Below are 17,654 nucleotides of genomic sequence, written 5' to 3' on the forward strand. Positions count from 1 at the left end.
CTGCTACACCGCCCGCCATGTCCGAGAAGAATCATCTCTATCTGGTCGACGGCTCCGGCTACATCTTCCGCGCCTATCACCGCCTGCCGCCGCTGACCAACCCGCAAGGGACGCCGGTCGGCGCGGTCTATGGCTATACCACCATGTTGTGGAAGCTCGCGAAGGACCTCAACGACGCCGAGGAACCGACGCACCTCGCGGTCATCCTCGACCATAGCAGCCAGTCGTTCCGCAACGAGATCTACGATCAGTACAAGGCGAACCGGCCCGACCCGCCCGAGGATCTGGTCCCGCAATTCCCTCTGATCCGCGACGCGACGCGTGCCTTTTCGCTGCCCTGCGTCGAGCTGGCGGGGTATGAAGCCGACGACCTGATCGCCAGCTATACCGAGGCGGCGGTCGCCGCGGGCTGGGACGTCACCATCGTGTCGTCCGACAAGGATCTGATGCAGCTGGTCCGCCAGCCTGCCGAAGGCCCGCAGGTCGACATGCTCGACACGATGAAGAACATCCATATCGGGCTGGACGGCGTCGCCGAGAAATTCGGGGTCGCGCCCGACCGCGTCGGCGACGTGCTCGCGCTGATGGGCGACAGCGTCGACAATGTCCCCGGCGTGCGCGGCATCGGGCCGAAGACCGCAACCAAGCTGATCCAGGAATATGGCGACCTCGAAGCGGCGCTCGCAGGGGCCGAAACGATGAAGCCGTCGAAGCTGCGCGACAATCTGATCGAACATGCCGACATGGCGCGGCTGTCGCGCGTGCTGGTCGAGCTGAAACGCGACGTGCCGCTGCCGCAGCCGCTCGACGAGATGGTGCTGGGCGACATTCCGCCCGCGCCGCTGAAAAGCTTTCTCGACGAACATGGCTTCCGTTCGCTCTCGGCGAAGCTGGACAATGGCGCGACACCGGGTGGTCCACCGATCCCGGCGCGCAAGCCGTCCAGCCCGGCAGCGGAGACCGCGGCGCCCTCGACCCCGACCCTGCCGCCGATGCCCGCGATCGACCGGTCGCTCTATGAAACGGTGATCACCGTCGAAGCGCTCGACCGCTGGATCGCCGATGCCCGTGCCGCCCATGTCGTCGCGGTCGACACCGAAACCGCGAGCCTCGACAGCGTCACCGGCGCCCTCGTCGGGGTCAGCCTGTCCACCGGTCCGGGCAAGGCCTGCTATATCCCGCTCGGCCATGGCGGCACCGACATGTTCGCCGAAAAGCCCGAGCAGATTCCGATGCGGGACGCCCTGGATCGGCTGCGCGCACTGTTCGCCGACGATGCGGTGCTGAAAGTCGGCCACAATCTGAAATATGACATCGGCGTGCTCGCGCAGCACGGCGTCCGCATCACCCCTTATGACGACACGATGGTGATGAGCTTCGCGCTCGATGCCGGCAAGCACGGCCACGGTCTCGACGAATTGTCGAAGCTGCACCTCGACCATGCCTGCCTGTCGTTCAAGGAAATCTGCGGCGTCGGGAAATCGCAGATCAGCTTCGCCGAAGTGCAGCTCGACCGCGCGACCCAATATGCGGCGGAGGATGCCGAGGTCGCCTGGCGGTTGTGGAAGCTGCTCAAGCTCCGCCTGCCGCTCGAAGGCGGAACGCGCATCTATGAAATGGTCGACCGCCCCCTCGCCGCGATCGTCGAGACGATGGAGCGCGCCGGGATCACCGTCAACCGCGACTATCTCGCGCGCCTGTCGGGCGAATTCGCCGCCGAGATGCTGCGCATGGAGGGCGAGATCCACGCGCTCGCGGGCCAGCCCTTCACCATCGGCAGCCCCAAGCAGCTCGGCGAGATATTGTTCGACAAGCTCGGGCTGAAGGGCGGACGCAAGGGCAAGTCGGGCGACTGGTCCACCGACCAGACCGAGCTCGAACGGCTCGAACGCGACGGCGTGCCGATCGCGCGCAAGATCCTCGAATGGCGCCAGCTCGCCAAGCTCAAATCGACCTACACCGACGCGCTGCAGCAACAGATCAACGCAAAGACCGGCCGCGTCCACACCAGCTACAGCCTGGTCGGCGCGCAGACGGGACGCCTGTCCTCCACCGATCCGAACCTGCAGAATATCCCGATCCGCACCGAGATCGGCCGCCAGCTCCGCGACGCGTTCATCGCCGCGCCCGGCCATGTGCTGATGGCGGCCGACTATAGCCAGATCGAGCTGCGGCTGGCCGCGCACATGGCCGATGTGCCCGAACTCAAGGAGGCGTTCGCGCGGGGGCAGGACATCCACGCCGCGACCGCGATCGAATTGTTCGGCGAGGTCAACCGCGACACGCGCGCCAAGGCGAAGACGGTCAATTTCTCGATCCTCTACGGCATTTCGCGCTGGGGCCTCGCCGGCCGGATCGAGGTTACGCCCGACGAGGCGCAGGCGCTGATTGCGCGCTATTTCGAGCGCTTCCCGGGTATCTCGGACTATATCACCGACACGCTCGAAACCGCGCGCGCGCGCGGCTATACCGAAACCCTCTTCGGCCGGAAGACCTGGTTCCCGCGCATCAAGGCGCCGAACCAGAACGAGCGCGCGGGCAGCGAACGCGCCGCGATCAACGCGCCGATCCAGGGCACCAGCGCCGACCTGATCAAGCGCGCGATGGCGCGCATGCCCGCCGCGCTCGCCGAGGCTGGCCTGTCCGACGTCAAGATGCTGCTCCAGGTCCATGACGAACTGGTGTTCGAGGCGCCCGAGGACAAGGCTGCGGCGGCGGGCGAGGTCATCCGCCGCGTGATGATGGCCGCCGCCGAGCCCGCGCTCACCCTGTCGGTCCCGCTGGAGGTCGAAATCGGCACCGGCAAGAGCTGGGGCGAAGCGCACTGAATCAAGTTTGAAATTGCGGGAACCGGGGATTTGCGGCACGCCGCGCCACTGAGGGCCATAGGGGCGCCCGCGCGAATCGCATGTCGCGCGAACGATCGAGGGAATTTGGGAACAGAATGATCGTCGGCATCGATTTGGGAACGACCAACAGCGCGGCTGCAATTTTCGAAAATGGCGAAACCCGGCTGATCCCCAACGCGCTGGGCGACCTGCTGACCCCGTCGGCGGTCGCGATCCTGCCCGACGGCACGACGCTGGTCGGCAAGCCCGCACTCAACCACTGGGCGGTCAAGCCCGCGGAAGCGATCACCAGCTTTAAACGCTTCATCGGCACCAACAGAACGATCAGGATCGGCCGCTTCTCCTTCGGCGCCGAGGATCTGTCGGCGGTGGTGCTGCGCAGCCTGAAGGAGGATATCGAGGCCGCGACGGGGCAGGAGGTGACCGAGGCGGTGATCACCGTCCCCGCCTATTTCAACGACAAGCAGCGCAAGGCAACGCGCCGCGCCGGCGAGCTGGCGGGGCTGAAGGTCGCGCGGCTGCTCAACGAGCCCACCGCCGCCGCGCTCGCTTTCGGGATCGCCGACAAGGAGGACCGCGAACCTTTCCTCGTCTTCGATCTCGGCGGCGGCACCTTCGACGTGTCGATTGTCGAGATGTTCGACGCGATCGTCGAGGTCCGCGCCTCGTCGGGCGACAACCGGCTCGGCGGCGACGATTTCACCAACGCGATCGTCGCGCACTGGACCGACCAATATCAATTCCCCGCCGACATACGGTCGAACCTGCTGCAGGCGCGGCTGTTCCAGGCCGCCGACGCCGCGCGGCGGATGCTGACCGACAAAGAGGAGGCGAATGTCACGCTGACGCTCGGCGACCGGCAGTTCGACCTCGGCATCGACACCGCGACCTTTGAGAAACTGGCCGAACCGCTGATCGTCCGGCTGCGCGACCCGATCCTGCGCTCGCTGCGCGACAGCAATCTGCGCATCGAGGCGCTGAGCGATATCGTCCTCGTCGGAGGCGCGACACGCATGCCGATCGTCCGCAAGGCGATCACCAAGATGTTCGGGCGGTTCCCGAACCATGTCGTCCATCCCGACCATGCCGTCGCCATCGGCGCCGCGATCCAGGCCGGGCTGGTCGAGCGCAACGAAGCACTCGACGAGGTGCGGCTCACCGACATCTGCCCCTTCACGCTCGGGGTCGAGGTCACCGAATATGACAGCCACGGCCGCCTGCGCGGCGGGCTCTTTTCGCCGATCATCAGCCGCAACAGCCCGACGCCGATCAGCCGCACCAACGTCTATTCGTCGATGTCGGACAATCAGACGCACATCAAGCTCAACATCTATCAGGGCGAATCGCGCGAGGTCGCGAACAACATCCTGCTCGGCACGATGGAATTTCCGATTCCCAAGAAACCCGCGGGACAGGTGTCGATCGACTGCCGCTTCACCTATGACACCTCGGGCCTGCTCGACGTCGACGTCACCATCCCCGAAACCGGCGAGACGCGCTCGATGGTCATCACCGACGACAGCGAGGCGCTGACCCCCGAACAGCTCGAAGCGCGGCGGCACGAACTCGCCGCGCTCAAGACGCACCCGCGCGACGCGGCGGAGAACCAATATGTGCTCGGCTGGGCGGCGCGCCTCTACGAGGAATATATCGACGAACGGCGCGAGCATATCGGACGCATGCTGCTCGATTTCGAAGGGGTGATCGAAACGCAGGACCCGCGCGCGATCGAACAGGCGCGCACCGCCTTTTCGGCGGCGCTCGCCGAACTCGAAAAGGATTTCCGCCTGTGAGCGGCAGCCACTGGCCGTGGACCGTCCTGGAAATCGCGCCGACCGACGACCGCAAGACGATCCGCGAAGCCTATGCGCGGCTGCTCAAGGCGCTCGATCACGAGGCCGAGACCGAGGCCTATATGGCGCTGCGCGACGCACGCGATGCGGCACTGTCGGGCGAGTTCCTCCATCCGCCGGGCGACGAACCGGAAGAGGATGATTACGGGCTCGGTACCCCGCTCCCCGACGATATCGGCGCGGACGCCGCGCCGGGCACGGAGCCAGCCGGCCAATCCCGAACCCGCGGAAAAGCCGGTCTTCACCGTCGAATATGACGAAGAGGACGACAGGCGCTTCAACCGCACGGTCGAACTCTTCCTCGGCGAAGGCGCCTTGACGCCGGGCGAGACCGAGGAACTGCACGAACTGCTCGACCATCTGCTCGGCGACGATCGCATGGCCGACCTCGGCCATTATGCCCGCATCGAGGCCTGGCTGGCCCAATTGCTCGCCGAGCGCCACCCGCGCGGCGCGGCGCTGTTCCCGCGCGTCGCCGAGCATTTTCAATGGAACGCGCGCGCGCACGAACTGGGCGTCCATCCCGCCATCCCCTGGCTGTTCAACGCGCACGAGGGTCTCAGCCTCGTCCAGGAACTGAACACGCCCGGCCACGCCTATCACCGCGAATGGGTAGAACTGTCGCGCGGCAAGCCGCAGGGCACGCTCTGGACGCGCGCCATCGACAAGCCGCGCATGGCCAATCTGATCGCCACGATCCGCCGCGACTATCCCTGGCTCGAACAGGAACACTGGCAGCCCGAACTGGTCGCGCGCTGGGAAAAGAAGGTCGAGGGCGGCGGCGTAAGCGGGCCGAATCCGTGGGTGTGGATCGTCCTGGTCGCCATCTTCTTCGCGATTCTGCCGAGCCTCATCGAAAGCGATGGCGATACGCCCCCAACGACCGACGAAGTGCTTCAGCGCTATGCCAATATCGACAGCCCCGAAATCGCGATCGGCGCCTTTCTGGAAAATCGCTTCCCCGGCAGCGACGTCGATGTGGCCTCGCTACGCAGGGGCAATCCCGATTTCCTGCAGGAAATGACGAACGTCTGGGACATCTACAAGATGGAGCCCGGACCATTCGAGAGCGAATTGGTCGAGTTGACCGTCGAAACCTATTTCCAGTCGCTGCGGCGCCTGCCCGACGCGTTGCTTGTCGAAGATGCGGCGTATCGCAGGACGGTGCTGGATAAGCTGAAAACCGATCCACTGCGCTGTGCCGCCTTCCTTCGCCGTCCGCGTAGCTTCGTCGTGCAGGAAAGCAGGTCGGCGGACATTCCGCAGGACTATCTCAACCATATGCTCCAGGTGGTGCAAGGCAAGATCCCGGCTCCCGGCGCTGGGCCCGCCCGATCGGGCGCGCCGGTATCGGTGGCAACGCTGGCCGCGATCGCCGCCGACTCTGCCTTGCCCCCCTCCGTGCTGCAACGCGCCCTTGCCGGCCCGGCCGCATCCGACGTCGAGCTCTGCACGGCGGCGCTGGCCCTCTACAGCCATTTGCCCAAACTGCCCGAAGCCGAGCGGCGCGTTCTGGTCACCCAAATGCTGCGGGACCGGACATGATCGGATCGCTCGTCCTTTTGGCAACGCTGGTGCAGGGCGCGGCTCCGCCATCGGCCGGCACCGGCACGGAAACGACGCAGATTTCGGCTCCCGCCGCCATCGCCGACGAGGACATCCGCCTCTTTGCCGCGCTCAACGGGCGCAAGATGGCGGGACGCCCGGTCGGCGGTCCCTATCCCACCGCCGACAAGATCCTGCTGCTGGTCCGCGACAATCGCGGCAACCCGGACATCGGCGGCAGCCTCGCGATGCCGGTGCGCCAATCGCTGCCGCCGCCGCCCGCCGGCACGCTCGCCGTTGTGCGGCTGCACCAGCGGTCCGAAACCGTCGTCCCCGGCCCGACCGCCGACGACCTCGCCTTCGTAGCCGCCAACAAAATCCCGCTGTTCGTCATCGGCGAATGGGCGCGTCCGGCCCCGATGTGGGAGGTCGCGTGGCAGGGCGACGCGGTGCGCTATCGCAGCATCGGCGACGTCGGCGAAATCGGCCCCTGGCAGGACTGACCGGCGACCCGGGTCCGGAAACCGCGCCCGCCCGCCCTGCCGCCGCGACAGGACCGCTCGGCGCCGCCCTTTCCCTCGTCCCCTATTGCGACTATGACGCCTGCGTGACGTCTGGCTGACGCAGATGTGACAGCCCCGACGAAAGGCCTGTATGAACAATAAACCGCCGCAAGCGGCCACCCCCGCGGTCCGCATCCAGCAGAACATCCTCGCGCGCGGCGAGCGCCGCGTCCTCAACTGGATCTGCGCCCGCCTGCCGCAATGGGTCAGCCCCGACCAGCTCACCACCCTAGGCTTCCTCGGCGCCGTGATGGTCGCGATGGGCTATATGCTGTCATGGCTCAATCCGGCGTGGCTGGCGCTCTCGATCACCGGTTATGTCGTCAACTGGTTCGGCGACTCGCTCGACGGCAGCCTCGCGCGCTGGCGCCGCATCGAGCGGCCATCCTATGGTTATTTCGTCGATCATAGCGTCGACGGCATGGCGACGCTGCTGATGGTCGGCAGCATCGGGCTCAGCCCCTATATGCGCTTCGACGTCGCGCTGCTCGGCGTCATCGGCTACCTGCTGCTGTCGATCCACAGCTTCCTCGCCGCCAAGGTCGTCGGCGAATTCCGCCTGTCCTACATGGCGGGCGGGCCGACCGAGCTGCGGCTGATGCTGATGACCATGACGGCACTGATGCCCGTCATCGGCGGTGCAGACGTCAACGGCACCAATTTTTCGCCCTTCGACCTGTTCGGCCTCGTCATTTCCAGCATATTGGTCACCCTGTTCGTGACGCAAAGCTTCGCCACGGCCCGGACGCTCGCGCACCGCGGCGATTGAGGCCGTTCAGGAGCGCGCGCGCCTGCCGATAGGTGCCGAGCAGCCGCAGCGTCTTGGTCTGGAAATCCAGTTCCTCCAGCGCGCGGTCGATGCGTTCCTCGCCCGGCGCCCCGACGATATCGGCGTAAAAGGTCGTCGCGGTGAAACTGCCGCCGACCTGATAGCTTTCGAGCTTGGTCATGTTGACCCCGTTGGTCGCGAAACCGCCCAGCGCCTTGTAGAGCGCCGCGGGCACGTTGCGCACCTCGAAGATGAAGGTCGTCATCAACGGCACGCCCTGCGGCAATTCGGGCAGCGGCTCGCGCGCCAGTACGACGAATCGCGTCATATTGTGATCGGCGTCCTCGATCCCCGTCTCGTGCAGCTTGAGGCCATAGAGGTCGGCGGCATGCGGCGGCGCCAGCGCGGCCAGCCCGACCTCGTCGCTGTCGGCCACCCAGGCGGCGGCGCCCGCGGTGTCGCTGTGCGCGACCGGGTCGATCCTGTTCGACCGCAGCCATCGGCGGCACTGGCCCAGCGCCTGCTCGTGGCTCATCGCGCGCGTCACCGGCCCCAGGTCGCGGCTCATCAGCCCGTACCGGATACGCAGGAAATGTTCGCCGACGATCGACAGGCCGGATTCGGGCAGCAGGAAGTGAATGTCGGCGACGCGGCCGTGCAGGCTGTTCTCGATCGGGATGATCGCGCGGTCGACGCGCCCGTCGCGCACCGCCTCGATCGCATCCTCGAAGCTGTAACAGGGCAAGGGCAGCGAGTTGGGGTCATATTCGCGCGCGGCGAGGTCGCTGTTCGCGCCCGGCGCGCCCTGAAACGCCAGCCCGCGCGCGGGTTCGGCCAGCGCCGCCGCCTTCATTTCGTCGACCAATGCCTGCGCCGATGCCGAATAACTGCCCATGGATGCCTTCCCGCGTGGAGGCCGCGCGCATAGCGTCGCGGGGCATTTCGCGCAACCGGCGCGATCCCCGCTTCATCCCCTTGCGCCGCTGGGCTCGCGCCAGTAAGGGAGCGTCCAAATCAGATATGCGCGTCCGCGGACGGGCGCCAGCGAACGGGGCTGCAAAGCATGGACAATCGCAACAATACCATTGCCGGCTGGGTGCTCTTCGCCGGCATCTGCGCGCTCGGCCTGACCATCGGGTCGGGCATGGTGTTCGCCGATCACCACCCCGAAAAGGAAGGCTATCCGATCGAGGATGCCGAAGCCGGGGGCGGTGGCGGCGAATCGGCGGTGCCGCTTCCCAACCTGCTCGCCGCGGCGGATGTCGCCAAGGGCGAAGCCGTGTTCGCGAAATGCGCGGCGTGCCACACGATCAATTCGGGCGGCGCCAACGGCATCGGTCCCAACCTCTACGGCACGATGGGTGAGCCGATCGGCCAGGGCAAAGGCGGCTTTCCCTTTTCCGACGCGCTCAAGAATGTCGGCGGCACCTGGGACTTCGAAAAGATGGACCATTGGCTGACCAGCCCGCGCAAATTCGCCAACGGCACCAAAATGTCGTTCGCGGGGCTTGGCAACGCCGAAGATCGCGCCAACCTGATCGTTTATCTGAACGCGCAGGGTTCGAACCTTCCGCTCCCCGCGGCCGAAGCGGCCCCCGCCACCGATACCGCCGCCGCCCCGGCGGAGGGTGCCGCCGCGCCCGAGGGTGCTGCGGCCGCTCCCGCCGCCCCGGCCGAAGCCAAGAAATAATGCGCCTCGCGCCCGTCGTGCTGGCGGGCGCCCTCGCGCTCGCGGGTTGCGGCAAGGGCGACAAGCCGGCGGACGGCGCCGCCGGGTCGCCCGCGGCAAGCGCGCCCGGCGCGACGGTCGAACCGACCGCGGCGATGGGCGAGCAGATATTCAAGCGCTGCGTTGCGTGCCACACCATCGACAGGGGCGGCAACAACGGCATCGGCCCCAACCTCCACGGCATCGTCGGTCGCGCGGTCGCCTCGCACGAAGGCTTCAGCTATTCGTCGGCGATGAAGGCCAAGGGCGGCGTCTGGGACAACGCCGCGCTCGACCTCTATCTCAAGCAGCCGATGATGGCGGTTCCCGGCACGCGCATGGCCTTCGCGGGCATCCCCGATGACCTCGACCGCAAGGCGGTGATCCTGTATCTGGACGAACAGTCGAAATAGAGGGCGGCGCCCCCGACTTTGCGGAACGACGCCAGTTTATTCCACCGGCACCTGCGCGTAAAAATCCTGGATGATCGCCCACGCCTCCTCGGCGGTCTCGACGAAGTGGAACAGCGACAGGTCGCGCGCGCTGATCACGCCTTCGTCGACCAGAGCCTCGAAATTGACGACGCGGGTCCAGAATTCCTTGCAGAAGAGGACGATCGGAATCGGCTTGATCTTGCCGGTCTGGATCAGGGTCAGCAGCTCGAACGTCTCGTCGAACGTGCCGAAGCCGCCCGGAAACACCGCGACTGCGCGCGCGCGAATCAGGAAGTGCATCTTGCGCAGCGCAAAATAGTGGAACTGAAAGCTGAGGCCGGGGGTCACGAAGCGGTTTGGCGCCTGTTCGTGCGGCAGGACGATGTTGAGCCCGATCGAATCGCGGCCTTCGTCGTGCGCGCCGCGGTTCGCCGCCTCCATGATCGACGGCCCGCCGCCAGAGCAGACGACGAAGTCGCGGCAGCCATTGTCGTCGCACGGCACCTGGCTGGCGATCCGCGCCAGCCGGCGCGCTTCCTCATAATATTTCGACTTGGCGGCAAGCCGCTCGGCCACCCGCTTTTCCTCGGGCGTGCGCGCGGCGTCGAGCACCGCCTGCGCCGCATCGGGCGCCGGAATGCGCGCCGAGCCATAGACGACGAGCGTCGATTCGATCTTCGCCTCGTCGAGGAGCAATTCGGGCTTGAGCAGCTCCAGCTGGAAGCGCACCGGCCGCAAATCCTCGCGAAGCAGAAATTCGGTGTCCTGGAAGGCCAGCCGATAGGCGGGATCCTGCGTCTGGGGGGTCGATACCGCCTGCTGGGCGAACTGCGCGTCGTCCTTGGCCTTGTGGAAACGCGAACGATGGGGTTGTTTGTCCTCTGTCATTGGCGGACGGCTACTCCCTCCGCATGACTTTGCCAAGACTGGGGCCCATTAGATCCTCCCCATCGCGCAGCGTTGGGGAGGGGGACCGCTCGCGAAGCGAGTAGTGGAGGGGTCGGCAACGTCGCGGCATACCCCTCCGTCAGCGGCTGCGCCGCTGCCACCTCCCCATCGCTTCGCGTGGGGAGGATCTTAGTCAGCGGCAATACCCGTTGCCGCTCATATCCATGTGGAAATGGTTATAGTGCGCCGCGTTGTAATCGGGGCTCAACACCGTGCCGAAACGGCGGCACGCCGATTTATGCAGCGCGCGCAGGAAGTCCTGCGACGCCTTGTCGCCTTTCCATCCGCCGTCGAGCATGATCCGCCGCCCGTCGGCGAGCACGAAACCCGACACGTCGATCGCGTTCGAATAGGCGTGCTGCGACAGCCGCCCCGAGCGCCCGCCATAGATGTTGCGGCAGCTGTAGGTTCCGAAGGTCTCGATCTTCACGACCTTCTGCCCGAAATATTTCTGCGCCGCGGGCTTCACCGCATATTGCGCCCAGGCCGCGAAATTCCTCGCCAGCGGACAGGTCATCGCGCCCAGCCCCGACACCGGCGTGCCGATGTCGAGCAATTTCACCGAATCGATCGAGCTGCACCCGCCGCCATGATCCTCGTTGGGCAGCGGCGTGAATTTCACCCCCGCCTGTTTCAGGTCGACCGCGCATTGCTGCGCCTCGGGGCTGTTGAAAGAGGGCGCGCCGGTCAGTTGCGGGCGTTTCGGCGTGTTCGCAGACGCCCCTTTCCCGCCGCCGCCCTTCATCACGTCGGGCGACCCGAAACATCCCGAAAGCGACAGCGCGGCGAGCGCTGCGATGGCGATCCGGGGCTGAAGGAACGACGCGAAGGACATGGCGTCAATTTACCAACACCATGGTTAACAAGTCCTAAAGCATGGTTTCGGCTCGTCGATAATTTCGCGCGTGCGGCGCATTTTGTTTGACAGCCCGCGCCCGCGCCCTAAACGCGGCGCCGGGCCACGCGGTCCCAACGCCGCGCGAGCTCTCTGTAAGGAGAGTATGACATGACTGACGTGCGTAAACCGCAGGCAAAGCCTGCGCGTCCTTTCTTTTCCTCCGGTCCGTGCGCCAAGCCGCCGGTCTGGTCCCCCGAAAAACTGAACACCGAATCGCTCGGCCGCTCGCATCGCGCGAAGATCGGCAAGACGCGCCTCGCTTACTGCATCGACCTGATGCGCGAGCTGCTCCAGCTTCCCGACACGCACCGCATCGGCATCGTCCCCGGCTCGGACACCGGCGCCTTCGAAATGGCGATGTGGACGATGCTGGGAGCGCGTCCCGTCACGACGCTCGCATGGGAGAGCTTCGGCGAGGGCTGGGTCACCGATGCCGCCAAGCAGCTCAAGCTCGACCCGACGATCATCCGCGCCGATTACGGCCAGCTTCCCGATCTCGCGCAGGTCGACTGGTCGAACGACGTCCTCTTCACCTGGAACGGCACCACGAGCGGCGTGCGCGTTCCGAACGGCGACTGGATCGCCGACGACCGCGAGGGCCTGAGCTTCGCCGACGCCACCAGCGCGGTGTTCGCTTACGACCTGCCGTGGGACAAGATCGACGTCGCGACCTTCAGCTGGCAGAAAGTGCTCGGCGGCGAAGGCGGCCATGGCGTCCTGATCCTCGGCCCGCGCGCGGTCGAACGGCTCGAAACCTACACCCCCGCCTGGCCGCTGCCGAAGGTCTTCCGCCTCGTTTCGAAGGGCGCGCTCGCCGAGGGCGTGTTCAAGGGCGAGACGATCAACACCCCGTCGATGCTCGCGGTCGAGGATGCGATCTTCGCGCTCGAATGGGCGAAGTCGCTTGGCGGCCTCGACGGGCTGAAGGCCCGCAGCGACGCCAATGCCGCGGCGCTCGACACGATCGTCGCGGAGCGCGAGTGGCTGAGCCACCTCGCCGCCGATCCCGCCAGCCGCTCGAAGACCTCGGTCTGCCTGTCGGTCGCGGGTGCGGACGCGGATTTCGTCAAGAAATTCGCCGGCCTGCTCGAAGCCGAAGGCGCGGCCTATGACATCGCCGGCTATCGCGACGCACCTCCGGGCCTGCGCATCTGGTGCGGCGCGACCGTCGACACCGCCGATATCGAAGCGCTCGGGCCATGGCTCGACTGGGCCTACGCGAGCCTTTCGGCCTGACGCCACCCCTCTTTTTCCGTTCGCCCTGAGCTTGTCGAAGGGCCGTTCTTTCTTCGTGCCGACGCAAAAGAAGTACAGTGCTTCGACAAGCTCAGCACGAACGGATTTTTTCGAAAGATAGTGCAATGACCCAACCCAAAGTCCTCATCAGCGACAAGATGGATCCCAAGGCCGCCGCGATCTTCAAGGAACGCGGCATCGACGTCGACGTGATCACCGGCAAAACCAGGGAAGAGCTGATCGCGATCATCGGCGACTATGACGGCCTCGCCATCCGTTCGGCTACGAAAGTCACCGCCGATGTTCTCGCCGCCGCGGCGAAGCTGAAAGTCGTCGGCCGCGCCGACATCGGCGTCGACAATGTCGATATCCCATCTGCGTCGAAACAGGGCGTCATCGTGATGAACACCCCCTTCGGCAACAGCATCACCACCGCCGAACATGCGGTCGCGATGATGTTCGCGCTCGCGCGCCAGATCCCCGAAGCCAATGCGCTGACCCAGGCGGGCAAATGGCCGAAGAACGACTTCATGGGCGTCGAGCTGACGTCGAAGACGCTCGGCCTGATCGGCTGCGGCAATATCGGCAGCATCGTCGCCGAGCGCGCGCTCGGCCTCAAGATGAAGGTCGTCGCCTTCGACCCCTTCCTGACCCCCGAGCGCGCGATCGAGCTCGGCGTCGAAAAGGCCGATCTCGACACCTTGCTCGCCAAGGCCGATTTCATCACGCTGCACACGCCGCTGACCGACCAGACGCGCAATATCCTGTCGAAGGACAATATCGCCAAGGCCAAGAAGGGTGTCCGCATCATCAACTGCGCACGCGGCGGCCTGATCGACGAGGCCGCGCTGAAGGAAGCGCTCGACAGCGGCCATGTCGCGGGTGCGGCGCTCGACGTGTTCCAGACCGAGCCGCCCGCCGCCGACCACCCGCTGTTCGGCACCCCGAACTTCATCTGCACCCCGCACCTCGGCGCCTCGACCGACGAGGCGCAGGTCAATGTCGCCATTCAAGTGGCCGAGCAGATCAGCGACTATCTGCTCACCGGCGGCATCACCAACGCGCTCAACGTCCCCAGCCTGTCGGCCGAGGATGCGCCCAAGCTGCGCCCCTATATGAGCCTCGCCGAACAGCTCGGCAGCCTCGTCGGCCAGCTCGCGCACGACAATATCACCAAGATCTCGATCGAGGTCGAGGGCGCCGCGGCCGAACTCAATCTGAAACCGATCACCGCCGCGGTGCTGACGGGACTGATGCGGCGCTATTCGGACAGCGTGAACATGGTCAACGCCCCGCACCTCGCGCGCGAGCGCGGGCTCGACGTGCGCGAGGTGCGCCACGACCGCGACGGCGACTATCACACGCTCGTCCGCGTCACGGTGGCGACCGAGCAGGGCGACCGTTCGGTGGCGGGCACGCTATTCAGCAACGGCGACCCGCGCCTCGTCGAGATGTTCGGCATCAAGGTCGAGGCCGACCTCGACGGTCATATGCTCTACATCGTGAACGAGGACGCCCCCGGCTTCATCGGCCGCATCGGCACGACGCTCGGCGATGCGGGGCTCAACATCGGCACCTTCCACCTCGGCCGCCGCGCCGCGGGCGGCGAAGCGGTGCTGCTGCTCAGCCTCGACTCGCCGCTGCCCGAGCCGCTGCTGTGGCAGATCTGCCAGCTGCCGGGGGTGAAGACCGTGAAGGGGCTGAAGTTCTGACCCCACTCAGTCCCCCTCCCGCTTGCGGGAGGGGTTAGGGGAGGGCATGTCAAGGATCGGGCCATGCTGAAACAAGCCCTCCCCCGACCCCTCCCGCAAGCGGGAGGGGAGATTTGTTGAATCCCCTTCACCACCCGCCTAAGGCCCCACCCATGCCTCGCACCCCCGCCCTGCTGCCCGAAGGCCTCCGCGACCGCCTGCCCGCGCAGGCCGAGGCGGCGTCGCGCGTCACCCGCGCGCTCGTCGATGCGATGCGCGCGCACGGCTATGGCCGCGTGTCGCCGCCGCTCGCCGAGTTCCGCGAAACGCTCGGCGGCGACGACGACCGCTCGGCCCGCGACCTGCTCCGCTTCACCGACCCGGTGTCGCAACGCACCCTCGCGCTCCGCCCCGACATCACGCGGCAGGTCGGCCGCATCGCGACCTCGCTGCTCGCCCACGCGCCGCGCCCGCTGCGGCTCTGCTACGCCTAGCCAGGTCGTCAAATTGCGCGCGAGCCAGCTCCGCCCCGCGCGCGAGATGCTCCAGGTCGGCGCCGAGCTGATCGGCAGCGACAGCGTCGCCGCGGCGCGCGAGATCGTCACCGTCGCGATCGACGCGCTCGATGCCGCGGGCATCGGCCCCGCGACCATCGACTTCACCCTGCCCGACGCCGTCGACCTGCTCGCCGCCTCGCTGCCCGTCGCGGCCAGCCTCGACACGCTGCGCGACGAACTCGACGCCAAGGATGCCGGCGCGCTCGTCCGCATCGGTGCCGCCGCCTATCTCCCGCTGCTTCGCGCCACCGGCCCCTTCGACCGGGCGATCGCCGACCTGCGCGCCTTCGACACCACCGGCGTGCTCACCAGCCGCATCGACGCGCTAGAAGCCATTGCGGCGCCGATCCGCAACCGCGTGTCGCTGACCCTCGACCCGACCGAACGCCACGGCTTCGCCTATCAAAGCTGGTTCGGCTTCCAGATCTTCGTCCCCGGCCAGGGCGACGCCATCGGCCGCGGCGGCGGCTATGCGATCCCCGTCGGGGAGGATCGGGAGGAATCGGCGGTCGGCTTCTCGCTCTATCCCGACCCGCTGATCGACGACGGCCTCGGCGCCGAGGACGAGGCCGAACGCCGCCTCTTCCTGCCGCTTGGCCACGATGCCGCGCTCGCCGCCAGCCTACGCGCCGACGGATGGCAGACGGTGGCGGCGCTGTCCGAAGCCGACGAGGCGCGCGCGCTGGGCTGCGGTTTCGTGCTGGGTCCGGCCGGGCCGGTCGAAGCCTGACGTCCAATCCCGTCATGTTCCCCCGCGAAGGCGGGGGTCCATCTCTGGCCGGTTCAAACTGGCGCCGGCGGGAGATGGGTCCCCGCCTTCGCGGGGACACAATATTCTTTCAAATTCCGGTTTCAGAAATCGGCTTTCCCGAACCGCGGCACCCCCTGATTGACCCCCGGCGGATCGAGTACCGTTACGTCGAGTTCCACCGGCTCCCCGATCCAGCGCGCGAGCGTCGTGTGATCGGCGAGATCGTCGTCGGTCAGCGGATGCACCAGCGCGCGCAGCCCCGTCGCCTCGATCGCCGCGATGACCGCCGGCACCGCACTGCCCCGGAAATGCACTTCATATTGCGCGACCGGATGCGGCCCGACCCCGCCATCGGTCATCGACCCGACGAACAGGATCGCCGGATCACGCGCGAAATCGTCGCGTAGCACCGCCGCGGCGGGGCGCTCGGCGGCGTCATAATAGATGTGCGCGTGATAGGGGGCAGCGGGGTCGGTCATCCAAGCCTCGATTCTTGCACTGCCCTTACCCGATTAGGGGCGCGGTGGGTCAAGCCCGCTCGATCACCGTGCCGAGACGCAGCTTCCCATTTCATATCGCCTCCGTCCATGGCATGCTCTCGCGCACCGATGTTTGCGGGGAGTCAGCCCATGGATCCGCAGAATTACATTCGCATGATGGAGCGGTGGAGCCAGACCGCCAAGGAAATAACGCAAATGGCAACCGCCGCGTTGCTGTTGCCGACCTTCTTCCTTCGTACGGTCCTGGGCGTCCCGGATGCCTCTCCCATCCTGCCCCATCTTCGCTGGCCTTATTTCCTTTCGTGGGCGGCGCTTGGCTGCACGATCCTGCTCGGCATCAGCTATCAGATCACCGCATCGCGAAAGATCGAGGAAGCGCTGGTCGGAACACAGAACCCCAATCTGTTTCCGCATATCCAGTTTCGCGCCGCGGTCGCCGCGTTCCTCATCGGGATATTCAGCTTCATATTGGGTGTGATCCTGAGCTGAGCACTTGGCGCGCTGGACCGTCCCGGTACCGGAACGGGCGATGGCTATTTGCCGAACACGCGCTTCAACCAGACGTCCACCGCCGCTGTCGGCGCATAGCCCGGGTCGCCCAGCCGCCGGTTGATCTTGGCATGGCCCTGCAATCCCTCTCCTGGAAAGCTGCCGAATTCGACTGCGCTCCCGCCCGTCTTCAACGCTGCACCCAGAGCCCGAGCCTGTCGCACTCCGTCGGGACGCTGGACATGAAGCAGCAGGAATTGCGGGGCATTCGGCGCGCGCGCCTGCAAGGTCGGCGACAGCGCCTCCTGCCGCGCCGGATCGGTCCCGAACGCCTGGGCATAGGTCTTTTGCATGATCGGCGGCCCGTCCGTCATCTGCGCGGGCACGTCATAGGCCGCGCCGTCGATCGGGATCACCCCCGCGATATCGGCGAAGGACAACCCGGCGCCCTTGAGATACGTCTCGTCGGTCCCCACCAAGGCGACCAGATGCGCGCCCGCGCTGTGCCCCATCAGCACGATGCGCCGCCGGTCGATGCCCAGCGCACCGGCGCGGTCGATGAGTGTCTTGACCGCACTCGCCACATCGGCGGCCTGCTGCTCAACGGTCGCGGCTAAGCACCAACCGATAGTTGATCGACGCGAACGCATAGCCCTCGGCCGGATAATGCTCCGCCTTGAACCGCCCCGTCGCATTGTCCTTGCTCCCGCGCTTCCACCCGCCGCCATGGACGAAGACGACCAGCGGCGCCCGCCCCGTCGCATGTTTCGCCCGCCACACGTCGAGCGTCTGCAACGGGTCGCGGCCATAAACGATCGTCTCGCTCCCCGGCACCTTCGGCCCCTCGTCGGCCCCCATCCGCT

Annotated in this window: 15 protein-coding genes and 2 pseudogenes; 12 read left to right on the top strand and 5 right to left on the bottom strand. The window is 66.6% G+C overall.

Features of this window, described 5'->3' with window-relative positions; all coding sequences use genetic code 11:
* Positions 1-17: 17 nt before the first annotated feature.
* From polA to N0A20_RS11860, 6 genes are all read left to right on the top strand, one after another.
* Positions 18-2,828 carry a DNA polymerase I gene (gene polA / locus N0A20_RS11835; RefSeq protein ID WP_260580585.1) on the top strand — a complete coding sequence of 937 codons (2,811 nt, stop codon included), beginning with the start codon at positions 18-20 and terminating at the stop codon, positions 2,826-2,828.
* A gap of 116 nt (positions 2,829-2,944) precedes the next feature.
* Complete coding sequence (locus N0A20_RS11840) at positions 2,945-4,642, top strand: Hsp70 family protein (RefSeq protein WP_260580586.1); 1,698 nt, start codon at positions 2,945-2,947, stop codon at positions 4,640-4,642.
* The gene (locus N0A20_RS11845) at positions 4,639-4,959 is read left to right on the top strand and encodes a hypothetical protein (RefSeq protein WP_260580587.1); all 321 of its coding nucleotides are present in this window, start codon (positions 4,639-4,641) and stop codon (positions 4,957-4,959) included. The genes N0A20_RS11840 and N0A20_RS11845 overlap by 4 nt, the downstream gene beginning before the upstream one ends.
* Complete coding sequence (locus tag N0A20_RS11850) at positions 4,841-6,247, top strand: hypothetical protein (protein WP_260580588.1); 1,407 nt, start codon at positions 4,841-4,843, stop codon at positions 6,245-6,247. Before N0A20_RS11845 ends, N0A20_RS11850 begins: the two co-directional genes overlap by 119 nt.
* On the top strand, positions 6,244-6,750 hold the full coding sequence (locus tag N0A20_RS11855; RefSeq protein WP_260580589.1) for a hypothetical protein: 507 nt from the start codon (positions 6,244-6,246) through the stop codon (positions 6,748-6,750). The genes N0A20_RS11850 and N0A20_RS11855 overlap by 4 nt, the downstream gene beginning before the upstream one ends.
* A 151-nt stretch (positions 6,751-6,901) precedes the next feature.
* Positions 6,902-7,579 (top strand): CDP-alcohol phosphatidyltransferase family protein, encoded by a 678-nt coding sequence (locus tag N0A20_RS11860; RefSeq protein WP_260580590.1) that lies wholly within the window; start codon positions 6,902-6,904, stop codon positions 7,577-7,579.
* Here N0A20_RS11860 and N0A20_RS11865 read toward each other — a convergent pair.
* Positions 7,518-8,474: a prephenate dehydratase gene (locus N0A20_RS11865; RefSeq protein ID WP_260580591.1), complete on the bottom strand. Its 957-nt coding sequence runs from the start codon at positions 8,472-8,474 to the stop codon at positions 7,518-7,520. The genes N0A20_RS11860 and N0A20_RS11865 overlap by 62 nt on opposite strands.
* Positions 8,475-8,642: 168 nt before the next feature.
* Between N0A20_RS11865 and N0A20_RS11870 the strand changes: the two genes are divergently transcribed.
* Together N0A20_RS11870 and N0A20_RS11875 are read left to right on the top strand one after the other, a co-directional pair.
* Positions 8,643-9,269, top strand: a complete 627-nt coding sequence (locus tag N0A20_RS11870; protein ID WP_260580592.1) for a c-type cytochrome — start codon at positions 8,643-8,645, stop codon at positions 9,267-9,269.
* Positions 9,269-9,700: a cytochrome c family protein gene (locus N0A20_RS11875; RefSeq protein ID WP_260580593.1), complete on the top strand. Its 432-nt coding sequence runs from the start codon at positions 9,269-9,271 to the stop codon at positions 9,698-9,700. The genes N0A20_RS11870 and N0A20_RS11875 overlap by 1 nt, the downstream gene beginning before the upstream one ends.
* A 36-nt stretch (positions 9,701-9,736) precedes the next feature.
* On the opposite strand, the gene N0A20_RS11880 is transcribed toward N0A20_RS11875, so the two are convergent.
* Both N0A20_RS11880 and N0A20_RS11885 read right to left on the bottom strand, forming a co-directional pair.
* Entirely contained in the window at positions 9,737-10,609 is an 873-nt protein-coding gene (locus tag N0A20_RS11880) for an LOG family protein (RefSeq protein ID WP_260580594.1), read from the bottom strand.
* Between the two features lie 193 nt (positions 10,610-10,802).
* On the bottom strand, positions 10,803-11,504 hold the full coding sequence (locus N0A20_RS11885) for an extensin family protein (protein ID WP_260580595.1): 702 nt from the start codon (positions 11,502-11,504) through the stop codon (positions 10,803-10,805).
* A 171-nt stretch (positions 11,505-11,675) separates the two neighbouring features.
* Between N0A20_RS11885 and N0A20_RS11890 the strand changes: the two genes are divergently transcribed.
* From N0A20_RS11890 to N0A20_RS11900, 3 genes and pseudogenes are all read left to right on the top strand, one after another.
* Positions 11,676-12,803: a phosphoserine transaminase gene (locus tag N0A20_RS11890; RefSeq protein ID WP_260580596.1), complete on the top strand. Its 1,128-nt coding sequence runs from the start codon at positions 11,676-11,678 to the stop codon at positions 12,801-12,803.
* Positions 12,804-12,928: 125 nt separating this feature from the next.
* Positions 12,929-14,515 (top strand): phosphoglycerate dehydrogenase, encoded by a 1,587-nt coding sequence (gene serA, locus N0A20_RS11895; RefSeq protein ID WP_260580597.1) that lies wholly within the window; start codon positions 12,929-12,931, stop codon positions 14,513-14,515.
* A gap of 152 nt (positions 14,516-14,667) precedes the next feature.
* Positions 14,668-15,781 (top strand): annotated as a pseudogene (locus N0A20_RS11900) (ATP phosphoribosyltransferase regulatory subunit).
* A 122-nt stretch (positions 15,782-15,903) separates the two neighbouring features.
* On the opposite strand, the gene N0A20_RS11905 reads toward N0A20_RS11900, so the two are convergent.
* Entirely contained in the window at positions 15,904-16,281 is a 378-nt protein-coding gene (locus N0A20_RS11905) for a DOPA 4,5-dioxygenase family protein (protein WP_260580598.1), read from the bottom strand.
* A 150-nt stretch (positions 16,282-16,431) separates the two neighbouring features.
* On the opposite strand from N0A20_RS11905, the gene N0A20_RS11910 reads away from it, so the two are divergent.
* On the top strand, positions 16,432-16,791 hold the full coding sequence (locus tag N0A20_RS11910; RefSeq protein ID WP_260580599.1) for a hypothetical protein: 360 nt from the start codon (positions 16,432-16,434) through the stop codon (positions 16,789-16,791).
* A 44-nt stretch (positions 16,792-16,835) separates the two neighbouring features.
* Here N0A20_RS11910 and N0A20_RS11915 read toward each other — a convergent pair.
* Positions 16,836-17,649 (bottom strand): annotated as a pseudogene (locus tag N0A20_RS11915) (alpha/beta hydrolase).
* Between the last annotated feature and the right edge of the window lie 5 nt (positions 17,650-17,654).

This window comes from Sphingopyxis sp. PET50, from assembly GCF_025244705.1.
In the GTDB taxonomy this organism is placed as follows: domain Bacteria; phylum Pseudomonadota; class Alphaproteobacteria; order Sphingomonadales; family Sphingomonadaceae; genus Sphingopyxis.

Excerpts from the sequence above, each read along its gene's own strand:
- N0A20_RS11870 (WP_260580592.1), top strand. The coding sequence starts at position 8,643 with ATGGACAATCGCAACAATACCATTGCCGGCTGGGTGCTCTTCGCCGGC.
- N0A20_RS11850 (WP_260580588.1), top strand. The coding sequence starts at position 4,841 with ATGATTACGGGCTCGGTACCCCGCTCCCCGACGATATCGGCGCGGACG.
- N0A20_RS11880 (WP_260580594.1), bottom strand. The coding sequence starts at position 10,609 with ATGACAGAGGACAAACAACCCCATCGTTCGCGTTTCCACAAGGCCAAG.
- N0A20_RS11840 (WP_260580586.1), top strand. The coding sequence starts at position 2,945 with ATGATCGTCGGCATCGATTTGGGAACGACCAACAGCGCGGCTGCAATT.
- N0A20_RS11910 (WP_260580599.1), top strand. The coding sequence starts at position 16,432 with ATGGATCCGCAGAATTACATTCGCATGATGGAGCGGTGGAGCCAGACC.
- serA (WP_260580597.1), top strand. The coding sequence starts at position 12,929 with ATGACCCAACCCAAAGTCCTCATCAGCGACAAGATGGATCCCAAGGCC.
- N0A20_RS11875 (WP_260580593.1), top strand. The coding sequence starts at position 9,269 with ATGCGCCTCGCGCCCGTCGTGCTGGCGGGCGCCCTCGCGCTCGCGGGT.
- polA (WP_260580585.1), top strand. The coding sequence starts at position 18 with ATGTCCGAGAAGAATCATCTCTATCTGGTCGACGGCTCCGGCTACATC.
- N0A20_RS11890 (WP_260580596.1), top strand. The coding sequence starts at position 11,676 with ATGACTGACGTGCGTAAACCGCAGGCAAAGCCTGCGCGTCCTTTCTTT.
- N0A20_RS11865 (WP_260580591.1), bottom strand. The coding sequence starts at position 8,474 with ATGGGCAGTTATTCGGCATCGGCGCAGGCATTGGTCGACGAAATGAAG.
- N0A20_RS11885 (WP_260580595.1), bottom strand. The coding sequence starts at position 11,504 with ATGTCCTTCGCGTCGTTCCTTCAGCCCCGGATCGCCATCGCAGCGCTC.
- N0A20_RS11855 (WP_260580589.1), top strand. The coding sequence starts at position 6,244 with ATGATCGGATCGCTCGTCCTTTTGGCAACGCTGGTGCAGGGCGCGGCT.
- N0A20_RS11905 (WP_260580598.1), bottom strand. The coding sequence starts at position 16,281 with ATGACCGACCCCGCTGCCCCCTATCACGCGCACATCTATTATGACGCC.
- N0A20_RS11860 (WP_260580590.1), top strand. The coding sequence starts at position 6,902 with ATGAACAATAAACCGCCGCAAGCGGCCACCCCCGCGGTCCGCATCCAG.